This is a genomic window from Streptomyces lacaronensis (assembly GCF_047337785.1).
Classification (GTDB): domain Bacteria; phylum Actinomycetota; class Actinomycetes; order Streptomycetales; family Streptomycetaceae; genus Streptomyces; species Streptomyces lycopersici.
In genome coordinates this window covers 9,496,897-9,518,882 of sequence record NZ_JBLHDK010000003.1, presented here as the reverse complement: position 1 = coordinate 9,518,882, position 21,986 = coordinate 9,496,897, and the positions used below count along the sequence as shown (strand labels likewise).

Here is a 21,986-nt window from a genome sequence, read left to right as displayed (position 1 = left end):
TGGGGAGGCGGATGTGCCGACTGAGTCGAACGAGGTTGCCATGGCGTTAACCGAGGGCGGCCCGGACCAGCGCGTAGTCGGTGGTGAAACCGCACTCCAGCACGTACTCGCGGCCGTCGAAGGCACGGATCTCGATGGCTAGCGAAGCCGGGGCGACGCCGCCGTCGGCGGCGTACCGCCAGGTCAGCCCTCACCGACTACTGGGCCGGGCGACGTCAGACACAAGCCAGCACCTTCGCACGCCTGCGAGCCCTCGGGGCTTGCTTGAGCGGTGTGCTCGGACAATGGGCCCCACCCTCTGAGGGGGACCGCCGCAGCAATGCGGCGGTCCTACTCGACCAGACCGTGAAGAACGAGTGCGGCACGAGTACGGCCTGGATCAGTATGGCCATGCTTGCCCACGCGTTCCTGGCCGCGGTGGCAGCCCAGCCCATCGAAAGGGGGGCCGGAGAAACGTCCGACCACCCTCGTTCTCCTCATCGTGGGAGAAGCGCGGCGACTTCTGGATATTCCCCGTCCCCGGACCGGCAGGTCATGGCCACCAGACCGGAGGTCGGCATGTGTCCCAAAACAGGGCCCCTGACCAGGGCAAATGGAGAAGCGTGACTGGGGCGCTAGCTCGCTGGGCAGACGACGAAGTTGGTAAAGCCGCCCGCTCCGCTGTTGTCGACTTGGGAGATCGCCTCGTTGACCGCGTCGAGGGGGTACTGGCGGTGTTCGAACACAGGCAGGTCGAGCGCGTGGACCGCGGTCAGGTCCGACATGGCCTGTCCCTCGCTGGGCGTGAACCAGCATGAGCCGATGAGGGACTGTTCCTGGTCCATCATGGAGTGGACGTCGATGGGCACGTCGCCGGCGATCGCTCCGATGTTGACCGCGCGCCCTCCGCGGGCCAGAGACCGTATTCCGCCGAGGAAGGTACTGTGGGACGCCCCGGGGCCGAGGGTGTCGATGTACATGTCGACGCCTCGGCCGCCGGTCTCCTCCGCGATCCACTCGTCGACGGGACCGTCGTGCAGGGAGTGGGTCTCGATGCGGCACGGACAGAGGGCCTGGACACGGTCGAGCAGGGCGCGATCGCGTCCGGTGCCGTACATCTTGGTCACTCCCATGTGCGGGGCGAGCAGCGCGCCGATTCCAAGGATGCCGTTGATGCCGTTGATCAGCAGGGGGCTGCCCGGTTCCGGGGCCAGCTTGCGCAGGGCGGCGTACATGGTGCCGAGGTAGCCGAACCGGGCGGCTGATTCGAATGCGAGATCGTCGGGCAGCCTGACCAGGGCGTACTGCGGGGCGATCATGTACTCGGCGAGGCCACCGGGGTAGCGGTCGAGCAGTTGGGGTGAGGACGGCGTGAACCCGAAGTAGCCGGTGAAGCAGAAACTTTCACAGGTGGTCAGGTATCCGTCACGGCATGACCGGCATGTGGTGCAGACGCGGCCTACGTCGGCGAGCCACCGGTGCATGGACCTACTTCATCGGCCAGCTGCGCTACTTTATCGCGGGCTACCAGCTGCCCCTGTGCAGCCGAGACACAGGACGTCCGGCCCACACGGTGTGAGGAATGTTCTGCCTCTCGGTGGATAGTCGTCGGGTCGGCGGACCGGAGCGATGATCCCGCGGGAAAGGTGAAGGCCGCACGCGGCGGGCCACCCGCTCACCGCGAAGCTGTGGGCCCGCTGGTCGGACCGCTCGTGGCCATCGCGTCGTTCGTGTGCTCCATCGGCAATGTGCCAATGGCGGTGGTGCTGTGGAAGGGAGGCTGGCTCAACATCGCGTTCCTGCTCCTGGCCGCAACCCTGGTCATACGGTTCATACGGACCGGCGGACTCGCCATGCTCCGCACGATGGGCGGCCCGCCAGAGGGCGGCCACCGCGCGGGGGCGAGCAGGGTGGGGACAGCGCCGACCCGCACCAGCACTGATGTCCCGCCACCTGTCCTGCGCCGACGTCCGAGGAGTTCCCGCATCGGTGACGGTTGGGCTGTTCAGCATGAGCGCGTGATGGGTCGCGAGCAGGCGGTACCACGACCGCCTGCGGGGCGGATGGACCTGCTCGTAGCCGGGTGCGTCAACGGTTTGCGGAGCCGCTGAACTACATCACCTGCCCTGAAGCCTGACCGCCGAGGACGAAACGCCACCAGGGCGGCGGGCCCCTCCTCACCGCCGTGCCGCTCCGCTGTGGCCGTTGGAGGTGTCCGCGGGTCCGCAGAGGCGCAGCATGGTGGCGAGGTGCATGCGGACCGCGTCCAGGTAGTCGGCGATGTCGACACGCTCGTCCGGCATCGTGTTGTAGCGTCCGCCCGGACCGCAGACGACTCCGGACATGCCGGCCGAGTGCATCAGATGTCCCGCGTCGCTGCCGTAGAAGCAGTAGGGCGCCAGCGGGCCGTTGGCCTGATCGGTTCCGCGTACCTCGTGGTGGGCGGCGGCGACGGCGCGGACCACCGCTGAGTCCAGGTCGGCGGCGAAGGGTGGGAAGTCGGGCTTTGCGGATTCCGGGCCGTGCCGCCCGACCTCGGCTCCGAGGCCGGGGAAGCGGGGGAGCAGCTCGGTCTCGATCAGGCTTCGGATGTCTCCCAAGACATCCTCCGGGTTCTGGCTGGGGGCGAACCGGGCGGCCCCCGACAGGCGTACGATGTCGGCGACTTGCGGGGGCCTGGTCTCATTGAACTCCCGGGACAGGGCGCCGCGGATAACACCGACGTTGGCCCGGTTCACCGAGCGGTGCTCGGCGTTCGCCGCGCCAGCGAACGTCATGGCGTTGATCCGGGGTATCAGCTCGCAGGCGGCCATGATGGCGTCCACCGCCTCCTCCCGCTTGGACAGATGGCGGGTAGCACCGGTGAGTTCGACGCTGAAGTCCACCGAACCTGCGTGCAGGGTCAGGGCGTTGAGATCCGTCGGCTCGCAGTTGACGAAGTGGTCGGCCCTCAGTCCCTCGTCGATGAGCTTCAGCGTTCCGACGCCGCCTTGGAGCTCGCCCACGACGAAGGTCAGGACGACATCGCCGCGCAGCCGTGTCCCGTGGGCCAGGAGCGTCTCCACGGCGGCGAGGTATGAGGCACACCCCGCCTTCATGTTCGACACGCCCAGCCCGTACACGAAGCGGTCATCGGTCACCCCGCCCCAGGGGTCGACGGTCCAGCCCTCTGTGAGCGGGTTGGTGTCCAGGTGTCCGTTGAACATCAGGCTTTCCCCGCCGCCGGTGCCGCGCAGCCGTCCGACCGCGTTGAAGCGGCCGGGTGAGACCGGGATCAACTCTGTTTCCAGGCCGGCGTCGCTCATGCGGTCCACCAGGCGCCGGGCGAGTTCGCCTTCCCCGGGCGTCTCGGTTCGGCTGTCGACTTGGATCATGTCCCGCAGCAGGTCGAGGGCGCTGTGCGGGTCGGGGTGGAGGGTGCTGCTCATGGTGTGACGGGGTGTCCTTCGGTTGCGGTGGATGGTGGAACGGGGGGTGTGCCGACTGTCAGCGGAGCGGCTCCAGTCGGCGGCCTGCCCGGAGTCCGGTCGGCATGCCGGCCCGGACCGCTTCGCGGCCCGCGATCAGCACGGTGTGCACACCGGCCGGGGACACGACAGGGGTGCGGTACGTGGCCAGATCGGCGACCATGGCCGGGTCGAGGAGCACCAGGTCGGCGAAGGCTCCGGGGACGACGCGGCCGCGCCCGCCGAGGCCGAACGCGTCGGCGGCGCGGGAGGTCATGGCGGCCACCGCCTCGGGGAGCGTCAGCAGGCGCTCCTCCCGGACGTACCGGCCGAGGACCCGCGGGAAGGTGCCGTACGCCCGCGGATGCGGATGGCCGCCGAACCCGGGCGGGGCGGCGTCCGTGCCGATGGTGGTGTGCGGGTGGCGCAGCGCCGCGGCCACGTCCGACGGATCCATGCACTCCACGATCATGTTGGCGCGGTTGCGCTCACCGGCCACTACGCGGACCAGCGCTTCGAAGGGATCGCAGCCCAGGCGGTCGGCGACCTCCGGCAGCGGCAGTCCGTCGTGGGTTCCCGAGGCCGTGCTGGCGACCGTGATCCCCTCGTACCCCACGGCGGCCACGTGGTTGTCCCAGCCGTCCTCGCCACCCTCGACCGCGGCGCGGATCGCCGCCCGGCCGGCCGGGTCCGCCAGCCGGGCGAGGAGCCCTTCGGAGCCTCCCTCATGGGCCCAGGGCGGCAGGGCGGCGGAGAGCATGGTGGAGGACGCGGTGTACGGATACACGTCCTGGCCCACGCGGAGGCCGCTCTCGCGGGCCGCGTCCAGCCGCTCCAGGACGGCGGGCAGCCGTCCCCAGCGCCGCGGGCCCGACGCCTTGATGTGCGAGATCTGCACTCGGCAGCCCACCGTGCGGCCAACCGTCAACGCCTCTTCCACCGCGGTGTCGAGTCCGGCGCCCTCGCTGCGCAGATGCGTGGCGTACACGTCGTCCTCGCCGAGTTCGGCGGACACTTCCAGGAGGTGTCCGGTGTCCGCGGCGGCACCCGGTGCGTAGGCCAGCCCCGTGGACATCCCGAAACAGCCCGCCGCCAGCGCCTCGCGCAGCATCCGGCGCATGACGGTGGGGTCGCCTTGGGCGGCGGTCCACAGGGTGCCGTGTCCGACGAGCGGGACCTGGTTGGTGACGTGGCCGCCCGCCTCGGCGGCCGCGAACAGCCCCTGGTGGTCACGCCAGGAGGGCGACAGCGGTGGCCACACCTGCTCGGCGAGACCGGCGAAGGCGCCGGGGTCGCCGATCGGGGCGAGCGAGAAGCCGCAGTTGCCGACCACCTCCGTCGTCACCCCTTGGACGATCTTGGATGGATCGACGGTGGGGTGCAGGGGAGCGTTGTCGCTGTGCGAGTGGACGTCCACGAACCCCGGCGTGAGGACCTGCCCCGGGCCGGCCCGCAGTACCTGCCGCCCGGCCGGCTCGACGCTGCCGGGCGGTTCGACGGCCTCGATCCGCTCGCCACGTACCAGCACGTCGGCGGCGAAGGGCGGCGCGCCGGTGCCGTCCACGACCGAGGCCCCGGCCACAAGCAGTTCGTTCACGCCGTGGTCACCGCCCCGGAGCCGGCGGTCTCCGCCGCCGGCTCCACCGCGCGAGGCGCGGTCTCCGGCAGGCAGAACCGGATGACCAGCAGCGAGACCAGGGCGATCACGGTGATGTACACGGCAGGGGACAGATTCGAACCGGTACGGGAGATCAAGAACGTCGCCACGTAGGGGGCGGTGCCGCCGAACACCAGATACGACAGGTTGTAGCCGATGGACGAGGCCGTGTAGCGGACATTGGTCGGGAACATCTCCACCAGCAACACCGTCACCACCGGCCCGGTCGCGCCCGCGACGGACACGAACAGCAGCTGACCGGCGAAGGCGGGCCAGAATCCGCCGACCGAGGAGAGCAGGAAGGCGGGTACGGCCAGGAGCGTCAGGCCGCACGCCGCGTACGTCATCAGCGGACGCCGCCCGTACCGGTCCGACAGGTGGCCGAATACCGGCACCAGAGCGATGAGCACCAGATAGGTGGCGGCCGACGACCACAGCGCGGTGGTCCGGGGAAGCCCGACGACGCTCGTCAGGTAGGTGGGCCAGTAGCTGCCGAGCACGTAGAAGGCGACCGCGTTGAACGTCACCACGCCGAACACCACGCCGATAGCCCGCCGCTGACCGTGCCACGTCGCCTTCAGCGGGGCGGACTCGACCTCGGCATCACGCCGCAGGGCCAGGAACTCGGGAGTGTCGTCGACCCGGAGCCGCAGATACAGCCCGACCAGGCCGAGCGGCAGCGCGAGCAGGAACGGGATACGCCATCCCCACGACTGCATCGCCGTGTCGCCCAGCGCTTGCGTCAGCAGCGCGGCCAGGCCGAGACCGCACAGCGACGCCGCGTTGGTGGACATCGACAGGACGCTGGCGTACAGCCCCCGGCGCTCGCGCGGTGCGTACTCCACCACGAAGGCGGAGGCACCCGAGTACTCGCCGCCCGCGGAAAAGCCCTGCACGAGCCGCAGGACGAGCAGGAGCACCGGGGCGAGTGTCCCGACGGACGCGTGGGTGGGCAGTACCCCGACCAAAGCGGTGGAGCCCGACATCATCAGCACCACCAGGGAGAGCGTGGCGCGACGGCCAACTCGGTCGCCGAGTCGGCCGAGGACGATGGCGCCCACGGGGCGGATGAAGAAGGCGACGGCGAAGATGCCGAAGGTCGCCAGCAGCCCGGCGGTCGGATCGTGACCGGGGAAGAACGCGGTGGCGATGACGGTGGCCTGGAAGCCGTAGACACCGAAGTCGAACCACTCGACGAAGTTGCCGGCGGCTCCGGCCAGCAGGGGGCGCCGGACGCTCGGAGGCGTACCGGGCGGTGTGGTGGGGGCTGAGGATGGCATGGGTGCTCCACGGTTGCCGAAGATCGAGGAGAGAGCGGGATCCCCTTCGCCGTACACCCCGTCGTGTTGCGGTCCGAAGGTTGCTCCACTTTCGGACCGGCGGAAACCGTTGTCCAATTCCTCTTGGCGTGCTATTCATTCCCGAATGGGAATGGATCCGACGTTCCAGCAGCTCAGAGTGTTCCTCACAGTTGCCGAGGAACTGCATTTCGGCCGCGCCGCCGAGCGGCTGGCCATGACCCAGCCACCGGTGAGCCGGCAGGTGCGGGCGCTGGAGAAGGTCGTCGGCGTCCCCCTGTTCGACCGCACCTCGCGCCACGTCGCGCTCACTCCCGCGGGCGAGGTGCTGCGCGCCGAGGCGGCCCGGACGCTGGCGTCCTGGGGCCGCGCGGTCCAGGAGGCGGCTGATGTGGCCCGCGGGCTCCGCCGCGCCCTGGTGCTCGGCTGCGTCGAGGCGGTCGCCCTCGATCTGCTCCCCTCGGTCGTCAACGAGATCCGCCATACACATCCACAGGACGAGTGGGAACTGCGGGAGGGTGACACATCCGACTTGTTGGCGGGGCTGCGCGCCCGCGAGCTGGACTGCGCCGTGGTGCGGGGCCCGGTCACCGCCGATGCCGATGTCCTGGTGCGGCCGTTGTTCGACGACCCGCTGGTCATGGCGTTGCCGTCCGCGCATCCGCACGGTGGATCACCCATCGCGTGGTCCGCCCTCGCCGACGAGGATTTCGTGGTGTACCGGCGGGACGTCAGGCAAGGTCTGCTTCCGGTACTCCTCGACGGCTGCGCGCGGGCCGGTTTCACCCCGCGCATCCGTTACCAGGCCACCGCGACGGAACTGTTGCTGGGCCTGGTGGCGGCCGGTGACGGGGTGGCTCTGGTCTCCTCGGCGGTGGCCCGCTCGCCGCGGCCCGGCGTGCGGTTCGTTCCGCTCGCGGGTGGCGGTGCCACGTCCCCGCTCTTGTTCGTGTGGCGCCGGGGTGCCGGTGTGGGCGCCGTGGAGCGGATCGGCGACATGCTGTGGCGGGCCGCGGCGGACCGTCGCGACGCACCGCGCGTTCTCGCAGTGCCGTGATCGCCGTGGTCGACACGGACTCCGGAACCGGAAATGCCGCCACCAAGCCAGCGTCGCATCAGGCTGGATGAGGCGCCGCGGCAGGGAGAGGGAGCCGGACACGGAACGCGGTGGCGTGTGGGGCTCGGTTATTCATCACTGCTGGTCAAACGCCCCACCCAGCGTGCAGAGAGCTGCGACCATGATGGGGTGATCGTGTCGCTTCTGTACCAGGTGACTCGACGCCTTCTCGCCGTCCCGGCGGTGCTTCTGCGGCGGGACACCTCGAAGGAGGCCGAACTTCTCGTCCTGCGCCATGAAAACGCCGTGCTACGACGGCAGATACAAGGTCGAGTACGGTACGAACCCGCTGACCGCCTGTGGTTCGCCTCCCTGTCCTCACTCTTCCCCCGCCACCGCTGGGCCAAGGTTCTCCCCATCGCGCCCAGCACGCTATTGGCCTGGCACCGCAACCTCGTCGCCCGCCGATGGGACTACTCCCGACGACGCCGCGGTCCCGGACGGCCGCCCACGCAGGCCGCCGTCAAGGACCTCGTACCGCGCCTCGCCCGCGAGAACAGCCGATGGGGCCACCGCCGGATTCAAGGTGAACTGGCCCGGCTCGGACACCCGATCGCCGCCTCGACCGTCTGGCAGATCCTCCACACCGCAGGAATCGACCCCGCACCACGCCGCACCGGCCCAACCTGGCGCGAGTTCCTCTCAGCGCAGGCCACCAGCCTGATCGCCTGCGACTTCCTCCACATCGACACCATCAGCCCGCAACGCCTGTACGCCCTGATCTTCCTCGAGCACCACACCCGACGCCTGCACATCGCCGGCGTCACCGCACACCCGACCGCGGCCTGGACCACCCAGCAAGCCCGCAACCTCGCCACCGACCTGGGCATACGCATGGACTCGCCGCGCTTCCTCATCCGAGACCGCGACAGCAAGTACACCGACGCCTTCGACGCCGTGTTCCAGGCCGAGGACACCGAGATCATCAAGACACCGGTCCGCGCACCGAAGGCCAACGCCCACTGCGAACGCGTGGTCGGCACCCTCCGCCGAGAACTCCTGGACCACATACTCATTCTCGACGAAGCTCACGCGCGCCATGTCCTGGCCACATACCAGAGGCACTACAACGCGCACCGCCCCCAACCGGGCCCGATGCCAACTACCTCCCCAAGCTCACGGACAACCACCTCCGGCACTGCAGCCGGCCAGCCGCAGAGTCCTGCGCACCCGCATCCTCGGCGGCGTAATCAACGAGTACAGACATGCCGCTTGACCAGGAGCGATGATTATTCGAGCCCCACACGATACCGGGCCGCATCGCCGGCCGGAGGCGGAAGGGCCGCGAGTAGACCCACCCTCCAACGCGAATGCTTACGCACCGGATATGCCATCGCGGCAACCGCCGAGGTGCAGGGCGATCCACACTGTTACGGCCTCTCGGGCTTCCCCCGAGCGCCGGGAAGGTGAGGCCGTGAGAGCTGCTCCGGCTGCCGGGGACAGGCATTCACTCGCAGCGCACAGCAGTCACCGGGCCTGCTCGATGAGCCGATGCGTCACCGCATGCCTGCCGCATCGAGCAAGGTGACCACAGTGGGCGCGATGAGCCCCGTGAGGTTGTCGGCCCCGATCCCCGCACGGGCACTGGCGCCGTCGAAGACCAGGCTGAGCTGCCGGGCCAGCAGGTCCGGATCGCTCGCGCCACCCTCTTCGGCCTCGGCACGGAAAAAGGCCGTCAGGTTTCCCTTGATCCGGTGCGCCACCTGGCTCGCAGGGTGGCTCTGATCCTTGAGCTCGATCTGCACCGCCAAGTACCGACAGCCTCGGAACTCGGGAGCACCCGCCTGTGATTCCACGTTCTCGAAGACTCGCAGGATCCGATCGCGGGGTGAGCTGCCATCGTCCGCCGCGGGCAAGAGCTTCGCCACGAAGGCGGAGGCGCGCTCCTCCAGGCTCGCCGCCAGCAGTTCGTCCTTGCTGTCGAACAGCTGGTACAGGGAGCGCTTCGACACCCCCGCCGCCTTGCACAGCGCCTCGACACCGATGCCGACACCGTCTCGGTAGGTGAGCGTGGCCGCCGCCTCCAGCAGCCGCTCTCGGGAACTTGACTTCACCTCGGTGGTCATACTGGGAGGGTAACTCGATTTCATTGAATTAAAAACCGATCGGTTTCCAAGGTGTGTCGGGGCGATGTCCCGCGCCACGCACAGCCGAACCCGCCCGGGGCGACGTTCCGCTACACCGGGACGGCGGTCCCATCAGGCTTCGTCTCGGCGGGGATGCGGTGCAGCCCCTTGCGGTCGTACCAGCCCGTCACACCGAAGCCGAACAGCCCGGCCACCCCGAGACCGGCAGCCATCATCACCCAACCCCGGGCCAGGCCGGCGTCGGCCTGGGCGTCGTAGTAGAGGATCGAGCGGACACCGCCGGTGATCTGCCGCAGCGGCTCGAACTCCGCGAGGAAACGGTAGAAGCCCGGCAGCGCCTCGATGGGAGTGGTGGCACCGGCCGTCGGCACCGCCATCCCGATGAAGACCAGCGTGACCACCAGCATGCCGGGCGTGCCGAACACGGCAAGGAGGGCGAGCGCACCGATCCCGGAAACCGCGATGGCGCACACCGAGTACAGCCACAGCAGCGGCAGGTGGGAGGCGTCCATGCCCATGATGCCGACCGCGCCCACCATGACCATGGTGCCCATCAGCAGCGACAGACCGATCATGAGCGTGCTGCTGATGGCCAGGGTCTGCGCCCTGGTCGCCCGGATCAGCGGACGGTGCAGGCGCACGGGGCCCATGTCGTTGTGGGTGTAGCCGAGGGCGTGGTCCGCCTGGCCGCTGATGACATTGGCGGAGAGCATGCCGCAGACCACCAGGACGAGCGCGTAGTAGAACGCGGTCAGGCCCAGGCCGCTGTGCGAGTCGAGCGGATGGCCGTCCTCAACCGTGACGGCGGCCGGGTCGGCCAGCAGGACGCGTGCCGCGGCGGGCAGCTTCGCCTGCCCCGCCCCGCTCTGCGCGGTCAGTTCCTTGCCCACCTGGAGCGAGGCGCTCTCGGCCGCCGCAGTCGAAGCCGTCCGAGCCAGGCTGGAGCCCATGCTGCCGGCGGACTGGTTGGTCAGCACCGTCAGCGTCGGGCGAACCGGGCTCTTGGCGCCTGCGGTGCTGGTCAGTGCGGTGACGGAGGAGGTGAAGTTGCCGGGCACGACGAGCGCGCCATACAGCTTGCCCTCGCCGAGTTCCTCCTTCACCTCCTTCTCGTCCATCACCTTCCAGTCGATCTTGCCTTCGTCCGTAGGGGACTTCTTGATGGACCCGGTGATCCGCGCTCCCAGGTTGACCTGCTTGCCACCGACAGCGGCCCCCGCGTCGGCGTTGACCAGACCCACGGGCAGCTTCTTCGCATGATCGGCCGGATCGATGTTGGCGCCGACGTAGAACACAGTGAACAGCAGCGCGAGGACACCCGTGATGACGGCGTTGACGATCCACAGGGGTTTGGCTCGCAGGACGCGGAAGGGGTGCATTCCATTCATGACTTACTCCGGTCTGGACAACACGGCTACACCGGGAGGAGGCCGGACTGCGTCCTTGCAGGCCGACGCCCCTTGGAATGTTCGACCCTCGGCGCATGCGACCGCCGCAGAACGCCGGAGCGACCGAGTACGGGCGTGGACGCAGTGCACCGGGTCAGGAGGATGCGGGGCGTTTCGCCGGGGGCTGCCAGCCGCCGGTGACTTCCTTGACCGGTTTGTGGGGGAAGCGGCGCTGGGCGTATTCCTGCGCGTGTGAGCCCGGCAGGACGTAGAGGGTTTCCTTCTTCTCCTGGAGCGGTCGCAGAACGGTGTCCATGAAGGTCCGGCGGTCCTCCAGGTACGGGCCCAGGACGTCCTCGCCGCCGGGACAGACGGCCAGGCAGTAACCGGACTTGTAGCCGGGCGGAGAGGCCAGGCTCTGCCACATGGAGGCACTCTCGGAATCGGTGACCCGGGAGCGGTAGTCGGCGGCGTCCTGGCTGTCGGCCACGGTCTGCGCCCAGTCGGTGAACCCGCTCATGAACTCACGGTAGTTATGCGTGGTGCAGGCGAGGAAGTCGAAGTCTCCGTCCTTGCTGATGGCGCCGACCGGACAGGAGGCGACGCACAACTTGCAGTCGATGCAGGGGTTGTAGTCCAGCGCCTGCCCGTACTCGCTCACCTGGGCGTCCACCAGGACGGTGGCCAGCAGTATGAAGTTGCCGAACGTGGGGTGGATGACGTTGCGGTGCAGACCCATCACGCCGAGCCCCGCGGCCACCGCGACCGTCTTGTGCGCCACCACCCAGATCCGCTCATTGGGGAAGCGGTCCATCTCCTGGGGGAAGCCGACCGACGGATTGAGCGCGCGGTAGCCGGCGTCTTGCAATGCTTGGGTGACACTGCGAGCGGCGTGGTTGGCCTGCTCGTCGGCCTGGTGGAACTCCTGGTTGGCCACGCTGCGGGCCGGGGAGCGGCAGTTGTCGCGGTTCATCCGGACCACCATCGCGATCAGGGTGCGCGTGCCGGGCAACGCGGCCAGCGCGTGCTCCCGCTCGCCGACAAGGTCGGCGTGGTCCAAGCTGACCGCGGCCGCGTCGTCCGCACCGGCCGCCAGGCAGAGTTCGCGCAGCCAGGCCGCGTCGATCACCGCGGGCGGGTTTGCGTCCTCACCGACCCTGCGCCGGGCGAGTACGGCCTGCACCGACGGGTGCGCGGCCAGCTTCGCCGGAAGCGCCGGATCCGGCCTTTGCCGATCGGCGTCGCGCGCGGTAGTCATCCGATCTCCTGGTGAGTCTGGTTTTCACACTCGCCCCCACGGCGAGAAACCGATCAGTTTCCACCACCGTAAACCGATCAGTTTCGGCACGCAAGCCCAAGCGGGGGACAGTTCCCGACCACACCGCGACGCCCCCAAGCGCCGACGCCGCGGGGCGCGTGAACCTACAGTTCTGGACACGCTGGACATCCGGAGCTGCGGTGCGGGAACGACAGCACGGCAGTCCCCGCGCATGAACGCGCACCGCGAAAGGCTCATCGGGACGCTCCGACGCAAGGTCCTCGATCATCTGCTGATCTTGAACGAAGCCCACGCTCGACGGGTGCTCGGCACATACGCCTGCCACTACAACAACCATCGCCCGCACCGAGCCCGACAGCAGCGGCCTCCCCTCGACGACGATCAGGCAGTACCGAGAACCAACGTGACAGAGCTCGCGGAGGGCGCGTTGGGAGACCTCGGTGCTGGCGGTGAAGCGCTCGGTCTCGTAGTCGTTGGCGACGTAGTGCTTGGGGGTGGCAGCGACGCCGTGGTCCCTGTGACGGAGCGTCACCGGCGCACGGTGGCACACCCCAGCTTCACGGAAATCTTGCCAGGGCCACTCAGTCGAGTACGGGGGCAGCCACGGTGAGCGCGACGACCTCGGCTGTCCCTGAAGGGCGTCTCAAGGCCGTCTTCGCCGACAATGACACAGCCGTCATCCCGGCTCCGTCACAAAGCCCGCGGTCAAACGACGTCCGCCGAACGGTGGATGCGCACAACCCGCGCCGACAGTCGATAGCCCGCAGGTGCGCCGCACCTGCGTTCATTGCGCAATGGTTCTCGCCAGCCTGCCTGATCGAAACGGGGCCGCCGAGTGCGCCGGGCCGCTGAAACAGGGGCCGTGGGCTGCCGTCCGGTGCGGAAAGCTCCTGAAGGAATCCGGGCCTGCGTGATCAGCGCTGATCGCTGATGGTTCGGTAGGCCGCGGTGAACAGGGTGTGGCACAGGTCGAGCAGTTCTTCGACGGTGGCGTTCTGGTGGCCGAGTGTCCAGTCCACGAGGAGTTCGTTGACTCCGCCGACGAGGCTCATCGCGGTCATGGTGACCAGGTTGGAGGAGGCTTCCGGGGCGGGGAGCGGTCCGACGACGGCGGCGACCATTGCGGCGAATTCGTGCAGGACCTCACGGCGGCGCACTTCGAGGCGGGGGCTGGCGCCCACGACCTCGATGAGCACCAGGCGGGCCATGCGGGCGTCGCCGGCCAGTGTGCGGATGAACACCTCGAGGCCGGCGCGCAGTTGGGCGTCGACATCGGGTGCGGCAGCGGCTGCGGCCTGCGCGGTTTCTGCTTGGATCGTAGAGATCAGCTCGTTGTAGACCCCGGCGAGAAGGTCTTCGCGGTCGCGGAACGACTCGTAGAAGTAGCGCTTGGTCAGTCCGGCATGCGAGCACACCTGCTTGACGGAGACCGAGGCGTATCCGGACGTGCCGAACAGGTCAAGGCCCGCCTGGATGAGGCGGGTGCGGCGCTCCTGTTGCCGTTGCGCCGCTTCACGCCCGCCGTAGCGCCGCCCGGCGGTCTGTATGCCGGTCATTTTTCCCCTTCACAGAGGTGTTGACATCGGTCTGCTCCGAACTGACACTCTAGCGTGTCAGTTCATCTGACACGCCAACGTGTCAGAAGCGTGCGGGGGCCGGCTTGCCGCTCAGCGGTCCGCTCGTGCTCAGGGCAAGGAAGGGGCTCGACCGTGGCAGCACCGCCCAAACACCCGTACAGGTTCGGCCGGAGAGACGGCGAGGAGCTCTCCCGCACACAACCGCTGACCGGCCGAGTGATCGCGGTCACCGGGGCGGGCCGCGGGATCGGGCGTGCCGTCGCAGCACGGCTCGCCGCGGCCGGAGCCGCGACAGCGATCGGCGATCTCGACGCGGAGCTTGCCAGGGAGACGGCCGGCGCCATCGGCGCACGTCCCGGTGGCCGGCTGCTCGGGCTGTCTCTCGACGTCACCGACACCCATTCCTTCGATGACTTCCTGCGCACGGTCGAGACCGAGCTGGGGCCGATCGACGTACTGATCAACAACGCCGGAATCATGTGGGTGGGCCCCTTCGAGGAGGAACCGGAGGAAGCCGCCCTGCGCCAGTTCGACGTCAACGTCCACGGCGTACTGCGTGGGATGAAACTCGTGATCCCGGGGATGCGGAAACGCGGTCGCGGCCACGTGGTGAACATCGCCTCCGCCGCCAGCAAGGTCGCCCCGGCCGGCGAGGCGACCTACGCGGCGACGAAGCACGCCCTCCACGGCTACAGCACAGCCGTCCGCTCCGAACTGCGCGGCACCGGCGTGCACGTGTCCCTGGTGATGCCCGGCGTCGTGGAGACCGAGCTGGCCATGGGCACCACGACCGGCCCTACCCGGCGCCTGACGACTGACCAGGTGGCCGACGCGGTGCTCGACGTCGTGCTGCGCCCGCGGTTCGAGGTCTTCGTTCCACGCCAGGTTGCCGCCCTGACCCGGTTGGCCGCGCTGCTGCCGGGCCGTGCCCGCGACGCCCTGCATCACCTCCTTGTCCCCGACCAGCGCGCCGCCCTGTCCGACCGGTCGGTCCGCGCGGCCTACGAGCAGCGCACCCGGACCGCCCGCCTGCCCGAAGGATGAGCCCGTGACCACCACGCCCAAGCCGGCGCCCAGCGCGAAGAAGGCCCCGGACGCCGCCGCTTTGCGTCCCATCCCCGAATTCGAAGGTGTCCACGACGTATGGCCCCGCGGTGACCGGCTGCGCGCCGTGCGCAGTGCGGCGGCCTCCTACCGTGAGCGGTTCGTCCAGCAGGGCCGGATCCACGCCGTCCGCAGTTTTGACATCGCCGCCGCTCCGTACCCGACCCGGTTCGGCTTCCACGGCGCCGCACTCGCCGTCAACCCGTTCGTGAGCATCGTCAACCGGATGCTTGTCGTGCAGTTCGACGGCTTCGACGGTGAGCCGAAAACACTCGTGTGGGAGCCGACCGTCGCCGCCGGAACGGCTCAAGCGCCGTTCTACGCCCAGCTCAAGCGGCTGGCAGGGGACTTTCTCACCGAGCACGTCTTCGCCCGCTTCTACCAGGACCCGAACACCGTCCTGCCCTCCTGCGGCCTGCGACCCGAGGACGTGGACTTCGTCAGCTTCGACCACCTGCACGTCCAGGACGTGCGCATGATCATGGGGAGTACCAGCACGATTCCGGGCGAACGGGCGCCCCGCGATGCGCTGTTCCCGCGCGCCAGGCTGTTGGTGCACCGCAGGGAGCTGGGCACCTTCGAATCGACGCATCCGATGCAGTGGGCCTGGTACGTCGACGGAGGCATGGACGGGGTGCCGGACGAGCGCGTCACCGCCTTCGACGGCGATGTCGAACTCGGTGTCGGCGTCAGCCTGCTGTGGACCCCCGGTCACACGGACGGCAACCACTCCCTGGTGCTGAACACCCCCGACGGGGTGTGGGTCTCCTCCGAGAACGGCATCTCGGCCGACAACTGGCAGCCCGAGCTCTCCCGCATCCCCGGGGTGCGCCGCCACGCCGCGTTCTACGGCCATGAGGTGGTGCCCAACGCCAACACTCTGGAGGACTCTCTCGACCAGTACGACTCCATGGTCAAGGAGAAGACCCTCGCCGACCCCAGCCGGCGCGATCCGCGCTGGCTGCAGATCCTGCCCTCCTCGGAGCTTGCCCCCTTCAAGCGGCACTGGCCGGTGCTGCCCAGCTTCTTCCACGGCGGTCTGAACTACGGCGAACTGACCCCTGCCGGTGGCGGCCGATGACCGGCCCGGCCGCCCGCCGGATCGCCGCGGACGGCGTGGAGTTGGCCGCCTACCATTGGGGAGCGTCCACGGCTCCTGCGGTGGTGCTGATCCACGGCTATCCGGACACCAGCGCGGTGTGGCGCCCCGTCGCCGAGCGCCTGGCCGACCGCTTCCACGTCACCGCCTTCGACGTGCGGGGAGCCGGTGCCTCCCACCGGCCCAGGGGTCTGCGCGCCTACCGGATGTCCCGCCTGGAAGCCGACCTGGAGGCGGTTCTCGACGCCGTGAGCCCCGACCGTCCGGTGCACCTGGTCGGACACGACTGGGGATCGATCCACTCCTGGGAGTCGGTCACCGGCACCCGCCTGGCCGGGCGGATCGCCTCGTTCACCTCCATCTCCGGACCCTGCCTGGACCACGTCGGCCACCTGATCCGTGCCCGCCTCCGGCCGCGGCATCCGGATCTGCCGAAGATGCTGCGGCAGGCCGCACGGTCCTGGTACATCGCCTACTTCCATCTTCCGCTCCTGCCCGCCCTGACCTGGAGAGCACTGGGACACCGCTGGCGCACCTTCCTCACCGGCTCCCAAGGCGTACCCGGCAACACCCCCTACCCCGCGCCGACGCTGACCCGCGACGCCGTGTCCGGCACTGCGCTGTACCGCGCCAACATGCTGCCCCGCCTGCTGCGCCCCCGGGACCGCCCGACCACCGTCCCGGTTCAACTCATCATCCCCACCCGCGACTTCTGCGTCACCCCGGTGCTGTCGTACGGAGTGGAGCACTGGACGCGCCAGATACAACGGCGCCCCATCGACGCCGGGCACTGGGTACAGCTCAGCCACCCCGAGGAGATCGCGTCCAGGATCGCGGAATTCGCTCACCGCGTCGAAGACGGCTCCCGCCGCACTCCGGACCACACCGCGCACCCGATCTGACAGCCCAGCAGCCCAACAGGCCGGCAGTACTGGACGACTGCCTGACCGCCCCTCGCGCACACACCGATCGCTGAAGAAGGAACCTGCCATGTTCCGAGCCGCACATGCCCACCCGGAGCGTCCGTCCGAGCCCATCGACCACCACGACCTGGTACTGCAACCACGGGACGTCACCTTCGACTGGGGCACCACCCCGCTGCACTGGCTGCCGGGTGAGCCCTTCGCGACCCACACCTTCGATGTGCTCCACCTCATGCTCCCCGAACTCGAACGCTGGTTCGTGCGCACCTTCGAGCAGGCACTGCCACTGATCACCGATGACCGGCTGCGCGAGGACGTACGCGGCTTCATCGGCCAGGAAGCGATGCACGCCGAGGCGCACCAGGAGGTCCTGGAGCACCTGCTCACCAAGGGGCTGGACCCGACTCCATACACCCTGCAGTCCGAATGGATCTTCCGCAGGGTGCTCGGAGACCGGCCGGAGCTGACACCGGCCGCCACCCACGCGCACCTCCTCCAACGGCTCGCCCTCATAGCAGCCTTCGAGCACTTCACCGCGTACATGGGTCACTGGATTCTCAACAACGGGCACCTGGACCAGTCCGGCGCGGACCCCACGATGCTCGATCTGTTCCGCTGGCACGGCGCGGAGGAGGTCGAACACCGTTCGGTCGCGTTCGACCTGCTGGTGCACCTCGATCCCCGCTACCGGCGCCGCGTGGTCGGCATGCTCGTCACCGCTCCGATACTGACCCGGCTGTGGATCCGCGGAGTCCGCTTCCTGATGAGCGCGGACCCCGAACTCGACGAGCGGGTCAAGGTCCGCTTCCGCGACTACCTGGCCGCGGCCCGCAAGGACCTGTTGCCCCCGCCGGGCGCGTTCGCCCGCTCGGTGCTGCGCTACTTCCGCCCCGGCTACCACCCGGCCCAGGAGGGCTCGACCCAGCAGGCGGTCGCCTACCTGGCGGCGTCCCCCGCTGCCCGAGCCGCTGCCCGATGACCCGGCAACCAGCAAGGCACCCCATGGACATCAGCACACCCGTCACTCGGCCGCCGGACCTGTACGGCAGATCGCGCATCGACTCCTTCATGCAGAAGCTGGCGGCTTTCAGCGACCACGCGGTCACGCGCCTCGCGCGGCGCAGCACTCCGCCTGGGCGCCCGTCGGCCACCGAGATGCCCGTGATCCGGGAACTGGTGGTCGCCACCAAGCGCCAAGAGGCCGAGGATGTCGTCTCCCTGCGGCTGGCAGCACCCGACCGGGGAATACTCCCGCCCTGGCAGCCCGGCGCCCACATCGAACTGCACCTGCCCTCCGGCCGCAAGCGGCAGTACTCCCTGTGCGGCGACCCCGCCGACCGGTACCGGTACCGCATCGCGGTGCGCCGCATCGCCAACGGCGCAGGCGGTTCCGCCGAGGTACACGACGCCCTCGGGGAGGGTATGCGGGTCGCCATCACCAGGCCCCGGAACGCCTTCCCCTTCGCCGCCGAAGCATCCATCCTGCTCATCGCGGGCGGCATCGGAATCACCCCGATCCTGCCCATGGCCCGGGAAGCCGCCCGACGCGGGCTGGACTGGAGGCTCGTGCACACCGGCCGCAGCCGCGGCTCGATGCCCTTCGCGGCAGAGTTGGCCGAACTCGCGGCCGCGGCCCCTGGCCGGGTCTCCATCCGTCCCGACGACGAGTCCGGCGTACCCGAAGCAGCCGATCTCTTGAGCTCGATCCCGGTGGCGGATGCGGTGTACTGCTGCGGTCCCGCACCCATGATCGACGGCATTCGGCGCGCGTTGGGTGACAGCCGCGCGCCGGCCCTGCACTTCGAGCGTTTCGCCCCGGCCCCGATCGCGGACGGCCGTCCCTTCGAACTCCAACTGAGCGACACCGGACGGGTTCTGCCAGTGCCGTATGACCGCTCCGCCCTGGATGTTCTCCACGAGGCCCTGCCGGACCTGCCGTTCTCCTGCCGCCAGGGGTTCTGCGGCACCTGCCGGGTACGGGTGGCCCATGGCCGTGTCGATCATCGTGACCGCCGGCTCACCGCCACCGAACGTGCGGCCGGCGCCATGCTGCCCTGCGTCTCACGTGCACCGGAAGGAGAGCGGTTGGTGCTGGAGGTGTGACGAAGGCCGAGCGCCCGTAGAGCGCGGCCGTCGCCGCGAGGAACCTCAGCGGCAGGGTTGATACCCGACCCAGGCGCGACGCACTGCCTGAACGGTGAGACGGCCCATCTGGGACACCGGCCAGATCCGCGGCAAGTCGAGCCACCAGCCCGGCCACCGGGCGCAGCGCGAACGGTGGCCGGGACATCACTTGGCTGATCCTCACCCCAATCTCCGACGCTTCCCGCGCCGGTGTCGCGGATGGCACCGTGGCCGAAGTGGCGCGTCCCGCACCCGGCACTCGTGTCGGCTGCCTCGCTGCATGGCCTGGTGCCCTCCGCCCCGCCCCTGGAACACGCCTCGCGCATGAAAGACAGCCCCGTCGCCGGGACCGAGCACATCGCCCGCCGCATCCGCTGCCAGTGCCGCGACCCGCCCCCGACAAACAGACCATGGCCGCGGTTGCACCGCTGCACCAGCAGACCACCGTTGCGCGCGACACAGCCCCGCGGCCACGTGTCGTGATCCATGACCACGACCAGCCACAGCCGCTTGCGCCCGGCTTCAGTGAGGCGTTCCGTACCCGTGGATCCCCGGGATGGCGAGTTTTCCGCCTGTCTGTCCGGCCTGGTCGATGTCGGCGTCGTCCAGGCCGAGTTGGAGCTTGAGACCGAGTTTGCCGATCGTTTCGTAGAGCCACTCCGGGACGGTGTCCGGGGTGAGGTGCAGGCGGAGGACGGGTGGTGCGGGAAGGTTTTCGACGCTGGAGACGGCGCCTGTCAGGCTTTCGACGTACATGGTGATGTCGTCGCCCCGGAGGGTGGACGTGGAACCGGGCGCTCCATCGATGTGCTGGATTTGCGGGCCGGCGGGTACCGCCATCTTCAGGTCACGGACCGTGACAGCCGCCGCGGAGAACTTGAGTACCCGCTTCGGTCCGTCGGCCGTGTTCACGGTCACCACGCCATGGAAGACGAGGTCGTGCAGTTCGAGGCGGCTCCCCTTCATGTTCCATGGCTCGGCGGAGAATCGGCCAGCCTGATGGTCCTCGGGGGCCTTGAGGTCACTGATGTCGCAGGTGCGAGCGGTTCCTCGGGTGGGCTGCGGCCGGGGCGCCGTATGGGCGGTCCGGTGGCGGGGGGCAGGTGATGCGGGCGTCGTGGACAGGGGTAGCCCGGACGGTGCTGTGGCCTCGGGCCCCGAAGTGGCGGAACTTGGTGAGGGGCTCGCGTGGGGTGAAGGGCTCGCGTCAGGTGACGGGCTTTGCTGCTCGGCGTCGTCGCGGAAGAGGGGACCGAGGATGTCCGCAAGGCTTGTTGTGGCGGAGGTTGTGCTGGGAGAAGGGGTGGGAGTGACGGCCGGTGCTGGGGGCCTGCCCGCTCCTTCGTCGTCCGTGTGCTCCGGAGGCCTGACGGGCTCCCCGCTCGGGTGAGCGCTGGACGTGCGGGGATCAGCGGAGGGGGTGGGGCTTGCGGGAGTCTCCGTCGCAGAGGCTGATGTGCCGTCGGGACGGGCACAGTCGACACCGTGGTTTCCAGGTCCGCTCGGCCCCTCTTCGGAAACGGAGAGCGCCGCGGTGGCGCTCGTGTCGGCTGACTCGGGCATGCGTTGACTGCCCAGGATGAGGGCGGCCGGCAGCGCGGTCAGCGCGAGAGCCCTCCCGACCGGCAGACGCAGGCGTGTCAGCGCGGACGTACAAGGGATGGCGTGCCGGCCTCTCGGCGGTCGAGCGAAGCGGGGTTCTGCGGCCTCGCCGTGGGTGTCGGGCGACTGGTCACTCACTCCCCTGTCCTCCCTCTCGGCTGACGGCGACTGACAGCCGCTCAGCGCCGTCGGGTGTGTCCTCCGGATGCACGGCCCCGTCCACCGGGCCCCATGCCAGAGCCAGGAGTCCGCCCGCCGCCGCGAGCAGCGTGCCGACGAAGAATCCGCCGAAATTGGAAATGGGAAGCGACAGCACGCCGAGGAACACCGCGACGCAGCCCCCGAAGAACCTGATGATCGGCTGGAACCAGAGGAGTCCGCCAAGGACGATCAAAGTCAGGCCGATGATCAGGGATCCGGCCCCCGCGGTGGTGGACATCGCCACGGACAAGGCGCCCAGGGAAAGGTTGAAGTAGGGGAAGCAGATGATGGGCGCAGCGGCAAGGAGCACCAGCAGACCCGCCCAGAAGGGGCGGGTGCGCCGCCAGGCCCGGAAGTCCCGGCGAGCGCGGGCGAGGCCGCTGTCACTGTGGGGATGTGCGGGTGCGCCGGAACTCGTCATGTGACAGCTCCCAAGTCGTAATTGAGTGAGGGTGTCCGCGAGGACGGTGGGGCACTGCCGCCCCCCCTGCGCAGTCGCCGGTCGCTTCCGCGTGCGGGAGGCGGAGGGGCGGGAGCAAGGTCAGAAGCAGTCGTGGCGGCCGGCCGCGATGTCCATGTGCAGGCCCGCCAGTTCGAACGTTCCCGCAGTCGTGGCCCAGACCGTCTGGTGGGCATCGATGATCTCGACCGCGTCCGCCTGCTGGGCGTAGCCGTTGCGATCGATGTGGTCCTTCGGGTTGACCTGACCCTTGGTCATCGATCCGGTGGCGACACCGATGTCGACGTTATTGAAGGTGCCGCGCTTGGCCTGGAGGTCGGTCATGTCGATGTACAGATCCTTGGCCTTGACCGGCGTACCCGACCCGCCAGCCTTGAGTGACATCGTGTAGGTCCCGAGGACGGGAATGTCCACCGGGACGGACTGGCACATGTCGGTTACCTTCGCGTTCTTGATGGACGAGACGGAGACGGGCACGTGCTTGCCGTTCTTGGCGACGTCCACCGTGGCGTAACCCCGTTCAACTCCGGCGTCAACGAAGGCCGCATCACCGACCTGAAACTCCAAAAGCGGATCAAGGCCGGACGCGCGGGAGTCCCGCTGCTCCGCCACCGCGTCATCCTCATTTATCTGGACAGTTTCGCC

The 21,986-nt window shown here is 69.2% G+C and carries 18 protein-coding genes and 3 pseudogenes; 9 read left to right on the top strand and 12 right to left on the bottom strand.

Annotated elements, in window-relative coordinates; genetic code table 11:
• Positions 1-49 precede the first annotated feature (49 nt).
• Together ACMTAK_RS41450 and ACMTAK_RS41445 are read right to left on the bottom strand one after the other, a co-directional pair.
• Positions 50-190: pseudogene (locus ACMTAK_RS41450) on the bottom strand (succinyl-CoA--3-ketoacid-CoA transferase); the annotation flags it as partial.
• A 424-nt stretch (positions 191-614) separates the two neighbouring features.
• Positions 615-1,463, bottom strand: a complete 849-nt coding sequence (locus ACMTAK_RS41445; protein WP_413810900.1) for a zinc-binding dehydrogenase — start codon at positions 1,461-1,463, stop codon at positions 615-617.
• Positions 1,464-1,644: 181 nt separating this feature from the next.
• Between ACMTAK_RS41445 and ACMTAK_RS41440 the strand changes: the two are divergent.
• Positions 1,645-1,874 (top strand): annotated as a pseudogene (locus tag ACMTAK_RS41440) (hypothetical protein); the annotation flags it as partial.
• 282 nt (positions 1,875-2,156) lie between these two features.
• Here the strand turns inward: ACMTAK_RS41440 and ACMTAK_RS41435 are convergent.
• From ACMTAK_RS41435 to ACMTAK_RS41425, 3 genes are read right to left on the bottom strand one after another with little or no spacing between them, the layout of a single operon-like run.
• Positions 2,157-3,407, bottom strand: coding sequence for a M20 family metallopeptidase (locus ACMTAK_RS41435; protein WP_413810899.1), 1,251 nt, complete (start codon positions 3,405-3,407; stop codon positions 2,157-2,159).
• Positions 3,408-3,465: 58 nt separating this feature from the next.
• Positions 3,466-5,022 carry an N-acyl-D-amino-acid deacylase family protein gene (locus ACMTAK_RS41430; protein ID WP_413810898.1) on the bottom strand — a complete coding sequence of 519 codons (1,557 nt, stop codon included), beginning with the start codon at positions 5,020-5,022 and terminating at the stop codon, positions 3,466-3,468.
• Positions 5,019-6,362: an MFS transporter gene (locus tag ACMTAK_RS41425; protein ID WP_413810897.1), complete on the bottom strand. Its 1,344-nt coding sequence runs from the start codon at positions 6,360-6,362 to the stop codon at positions 5,019-5,021. Before ACMTAK_RS41425 ends, ACMTAK_RS41430 begins: the two co-directional genes overlap by 4 nt.
• Before the next feature lie 145 nt (positions 6,363-6,507).
• On the opposite strand from ACMTAK_RS41425, the gene ACMTAK_RS41420 reads away from it, so the two are divergent.
• Together ACMTAK_RS41420 and ACMTAK_RS41415 are read left to right on the top strand one after the other, a co-directional pair.
• A complete protein-coding gene (locus ACMTAK_RS41420; protein WP_413810896.1) occupies positions 6,508-7,437 on the top strand; it encodes a LysR family transcriptional regulator in 930 nt (309 codons plus the stop codon).
• Positions 7,438-7,626: 189 nt separating this feature from the next.
• Positions 7,627-8,713: pseudogene (locus ACMTAK_RS41415) on the top strand (integrase core domain-containing protein).
• 280 nt (positions 8,714-8,993) lie between these two features.
• Here the strand turns inward: ACMTAK_RS41415 and ACMTAK_RS41410 are convergent.
• The 3 genes from ACMTAK_RS41410 to ACMTAK_RS41400 form a co-directional block, all read right to left on the bottom strand.
• Positions 8,994-9,563, bottom strand: coding sequence for a TetR/AcrR family transcriptional regulator (locus ACMTAK_RS41410; RefSeq protein ID WP_413810895.1), 570 nt, complete (start codon positions 9,561-9,563; stop codon positions 8,994-8,996).
• Between the two features lie 110 nt (positions 9,564-9,673).
• Positions 9,674-10,972 carry an SNG1 family protein gene (locus ACMTAK_RS41405; RefSeq protein ID WP_413810894.1) on the bottom strand — a complete coding sequence of 433 codons (1,299 nt, stop codon included), beginning with the start codon at positions 10,970-10,972 and terminating at the stop codon, positions 9,674-9,676.
• A gap of 154 nt (positions 10,973-11,126) precedes the next feature.
• The gene (locus ACMTAK_RS41400) at positions 11,127-12,230 is read right to left on the bottom strand and encodes a 4Fe-4S binding protein (RefSeq protein ID WP_413810893.1); all 1,104 of its coding nucleotides are present in this window, start codon (positions 12,228-12,230) and stop codon (positions 11,127-11,129) included.
• A 232-nt stretch (positions 12,231-12,462) separates the two neighbouring features.
• Here ACMTAK_RS41400 and ACMTAK_RS41395 point away from each other — a divergent pair, with 232 nt between their 5' ends.
• Positions 12,463-12,861 (top strand): integrase core domain-containing protein, encoded by a 399-nt coding sequence (locus tag ACMTAK_RS41395; protein ID WP_413810892.1) that lies wholly within the window; start codon positions 12,463-12,465, stop codon positions 12,859-12,861.
• A gap of 304 nt (positions 12,862-13,165) precedes the next feature.
• On the opposite strand, the gene ACMTAK_RS41390 is transcribed toward ACMTAK_RS41395, so the two are convergent.
• The gene (locus tag ACMTAK_RS41390; protein WP_413810891.1) at positions 13,166-13,807 is read right to left on the bottom strand and encodes a TetR/AcrR family transcriptional regulator; all 642 of its coding nucleotides are present in this window, start codon (positions 13,805-13,807) and stop codon (positions 13,166-13,168) included.
• Positions 13,808-13,960: 153 nt separating this feature from the next.
• On the opposite strand from ACMTAK_RS41390, the gene ACMTAK_RS41385 reads away from it, so the two are divergent.
• From ACMTAK_RS41385 to ACMTAK_RS41365, 5 genes are all read left to right on the top strand, one after another.
• Positions 13,961-14,872: an SDR family oxidoreductase gene (locus tag ACMTAK_RS41385; RefSeq protein WP_413810890.1), complete on the top strand. Its 912-nt coding sequence runs from the start codon at positions 13,961-13,963 to the stop codon at positions 14,870-14,872.
• A 4-nt stretch (positions 14,873-14,876) separates the two neighbouring features.
• Positions 14,877-16,013, top strand: a complete 1,137-nt coding sequence (locus ACMTAK_RS41380; RefSeq protein ID WP_413810889.1) for an MBL fold metallo-hydrolase — start codon at positions 14,877-14,879, stop codon at positions 16,011-16,013.
• Positions 16,010-16,933 (top strand): alpha/beta fold hydrolase, encoded by a 924-nt coding sequence (locus tag ACMTAK_RS41375; RefSeq protein ID WP_413810888.1) that lies wholly within the window; start codon positions 16,010-16,012, stop codon positions 16,931-16,933. The genes ACMTAK_RS41380 and ACMTAK_RS41375 overlap by 4 nt, the downstream gene beginning before the upstream one ends.
• A gap of 88 nt (positions 16,934-17,021) precedes the next feature.
• Positions 17,022-17,933 carry a metal-dependent hydrolase gene (locus ACMTAK_RS41370; protein WP_413810887.1) on the top strand — a complete coding sequence of 304 codons (912 nt, stop codon included), beginning with the start codon at positions 17,022-17,024 and terminating at the stop codon, positions 17,931-17,933.
• 23 nt (positions 17,934-17,956) lie between these two features.
• Positions 17,957-19,057, top strand: coding sequence for a PDR/VanB family oxidoreductase (locus ACMTAK_RS41365; protein WP_413810886.1), 1,101 nt, complete (start codon positions 17,957-17,959; stop codon positions 19,055-19,057).
• Positions 19,058-19,600: 543 nt separating this feature from the next.
• Here the strand turns inward: ACMTAK_RS41365 and ACMTAK_RS41360 are convergent.
• The 3 genes from ACMTAK_RS41360 to ACMTAK_RS41350 all read right to left on the bottom strand — a co-directional run bounded on the left by ACMTAK_RS41360 (position 19,601) and on the right by ACMTAK_RS41350 (position 21,953).
• Positions 19,601-20,044 (bottom strand): hypothetical protein, encoded by a 444-nt coding sequence (locus tag ACMTAK_RS41360; RefSeq protein ID WP_413810885.1) that lies wholly within the window; start codon positions 20,042-20,044, stop codon positions 19,601-19,603.
• Between the two features lie 766 nt (positions 20,045-20,810).
• On the bottom strand, positions 20,811-21,302 hold the full coding sequence (locus ACMTAK_RS41355; protein WP_413810884.1) for a DUF6114 domain-containing protein: 492 nt from the start codon (positions 21,300-21,302) through the stop codon (positions 20,811-20,813).
• Between the two features lie 120 nt (positions 21,303-21,422).
• Entirely contained in the window at positions 21,423-21,953 is a 531-nt protein-coding gene (locus ACMTAK_RS41350) for a DUF6230 family protein (RefSeq protein WP_413810883.1), read from the bottom strand.
• Between the last annotated feature and the right edge of the window lie 33 nt (positions 21,954-21,986).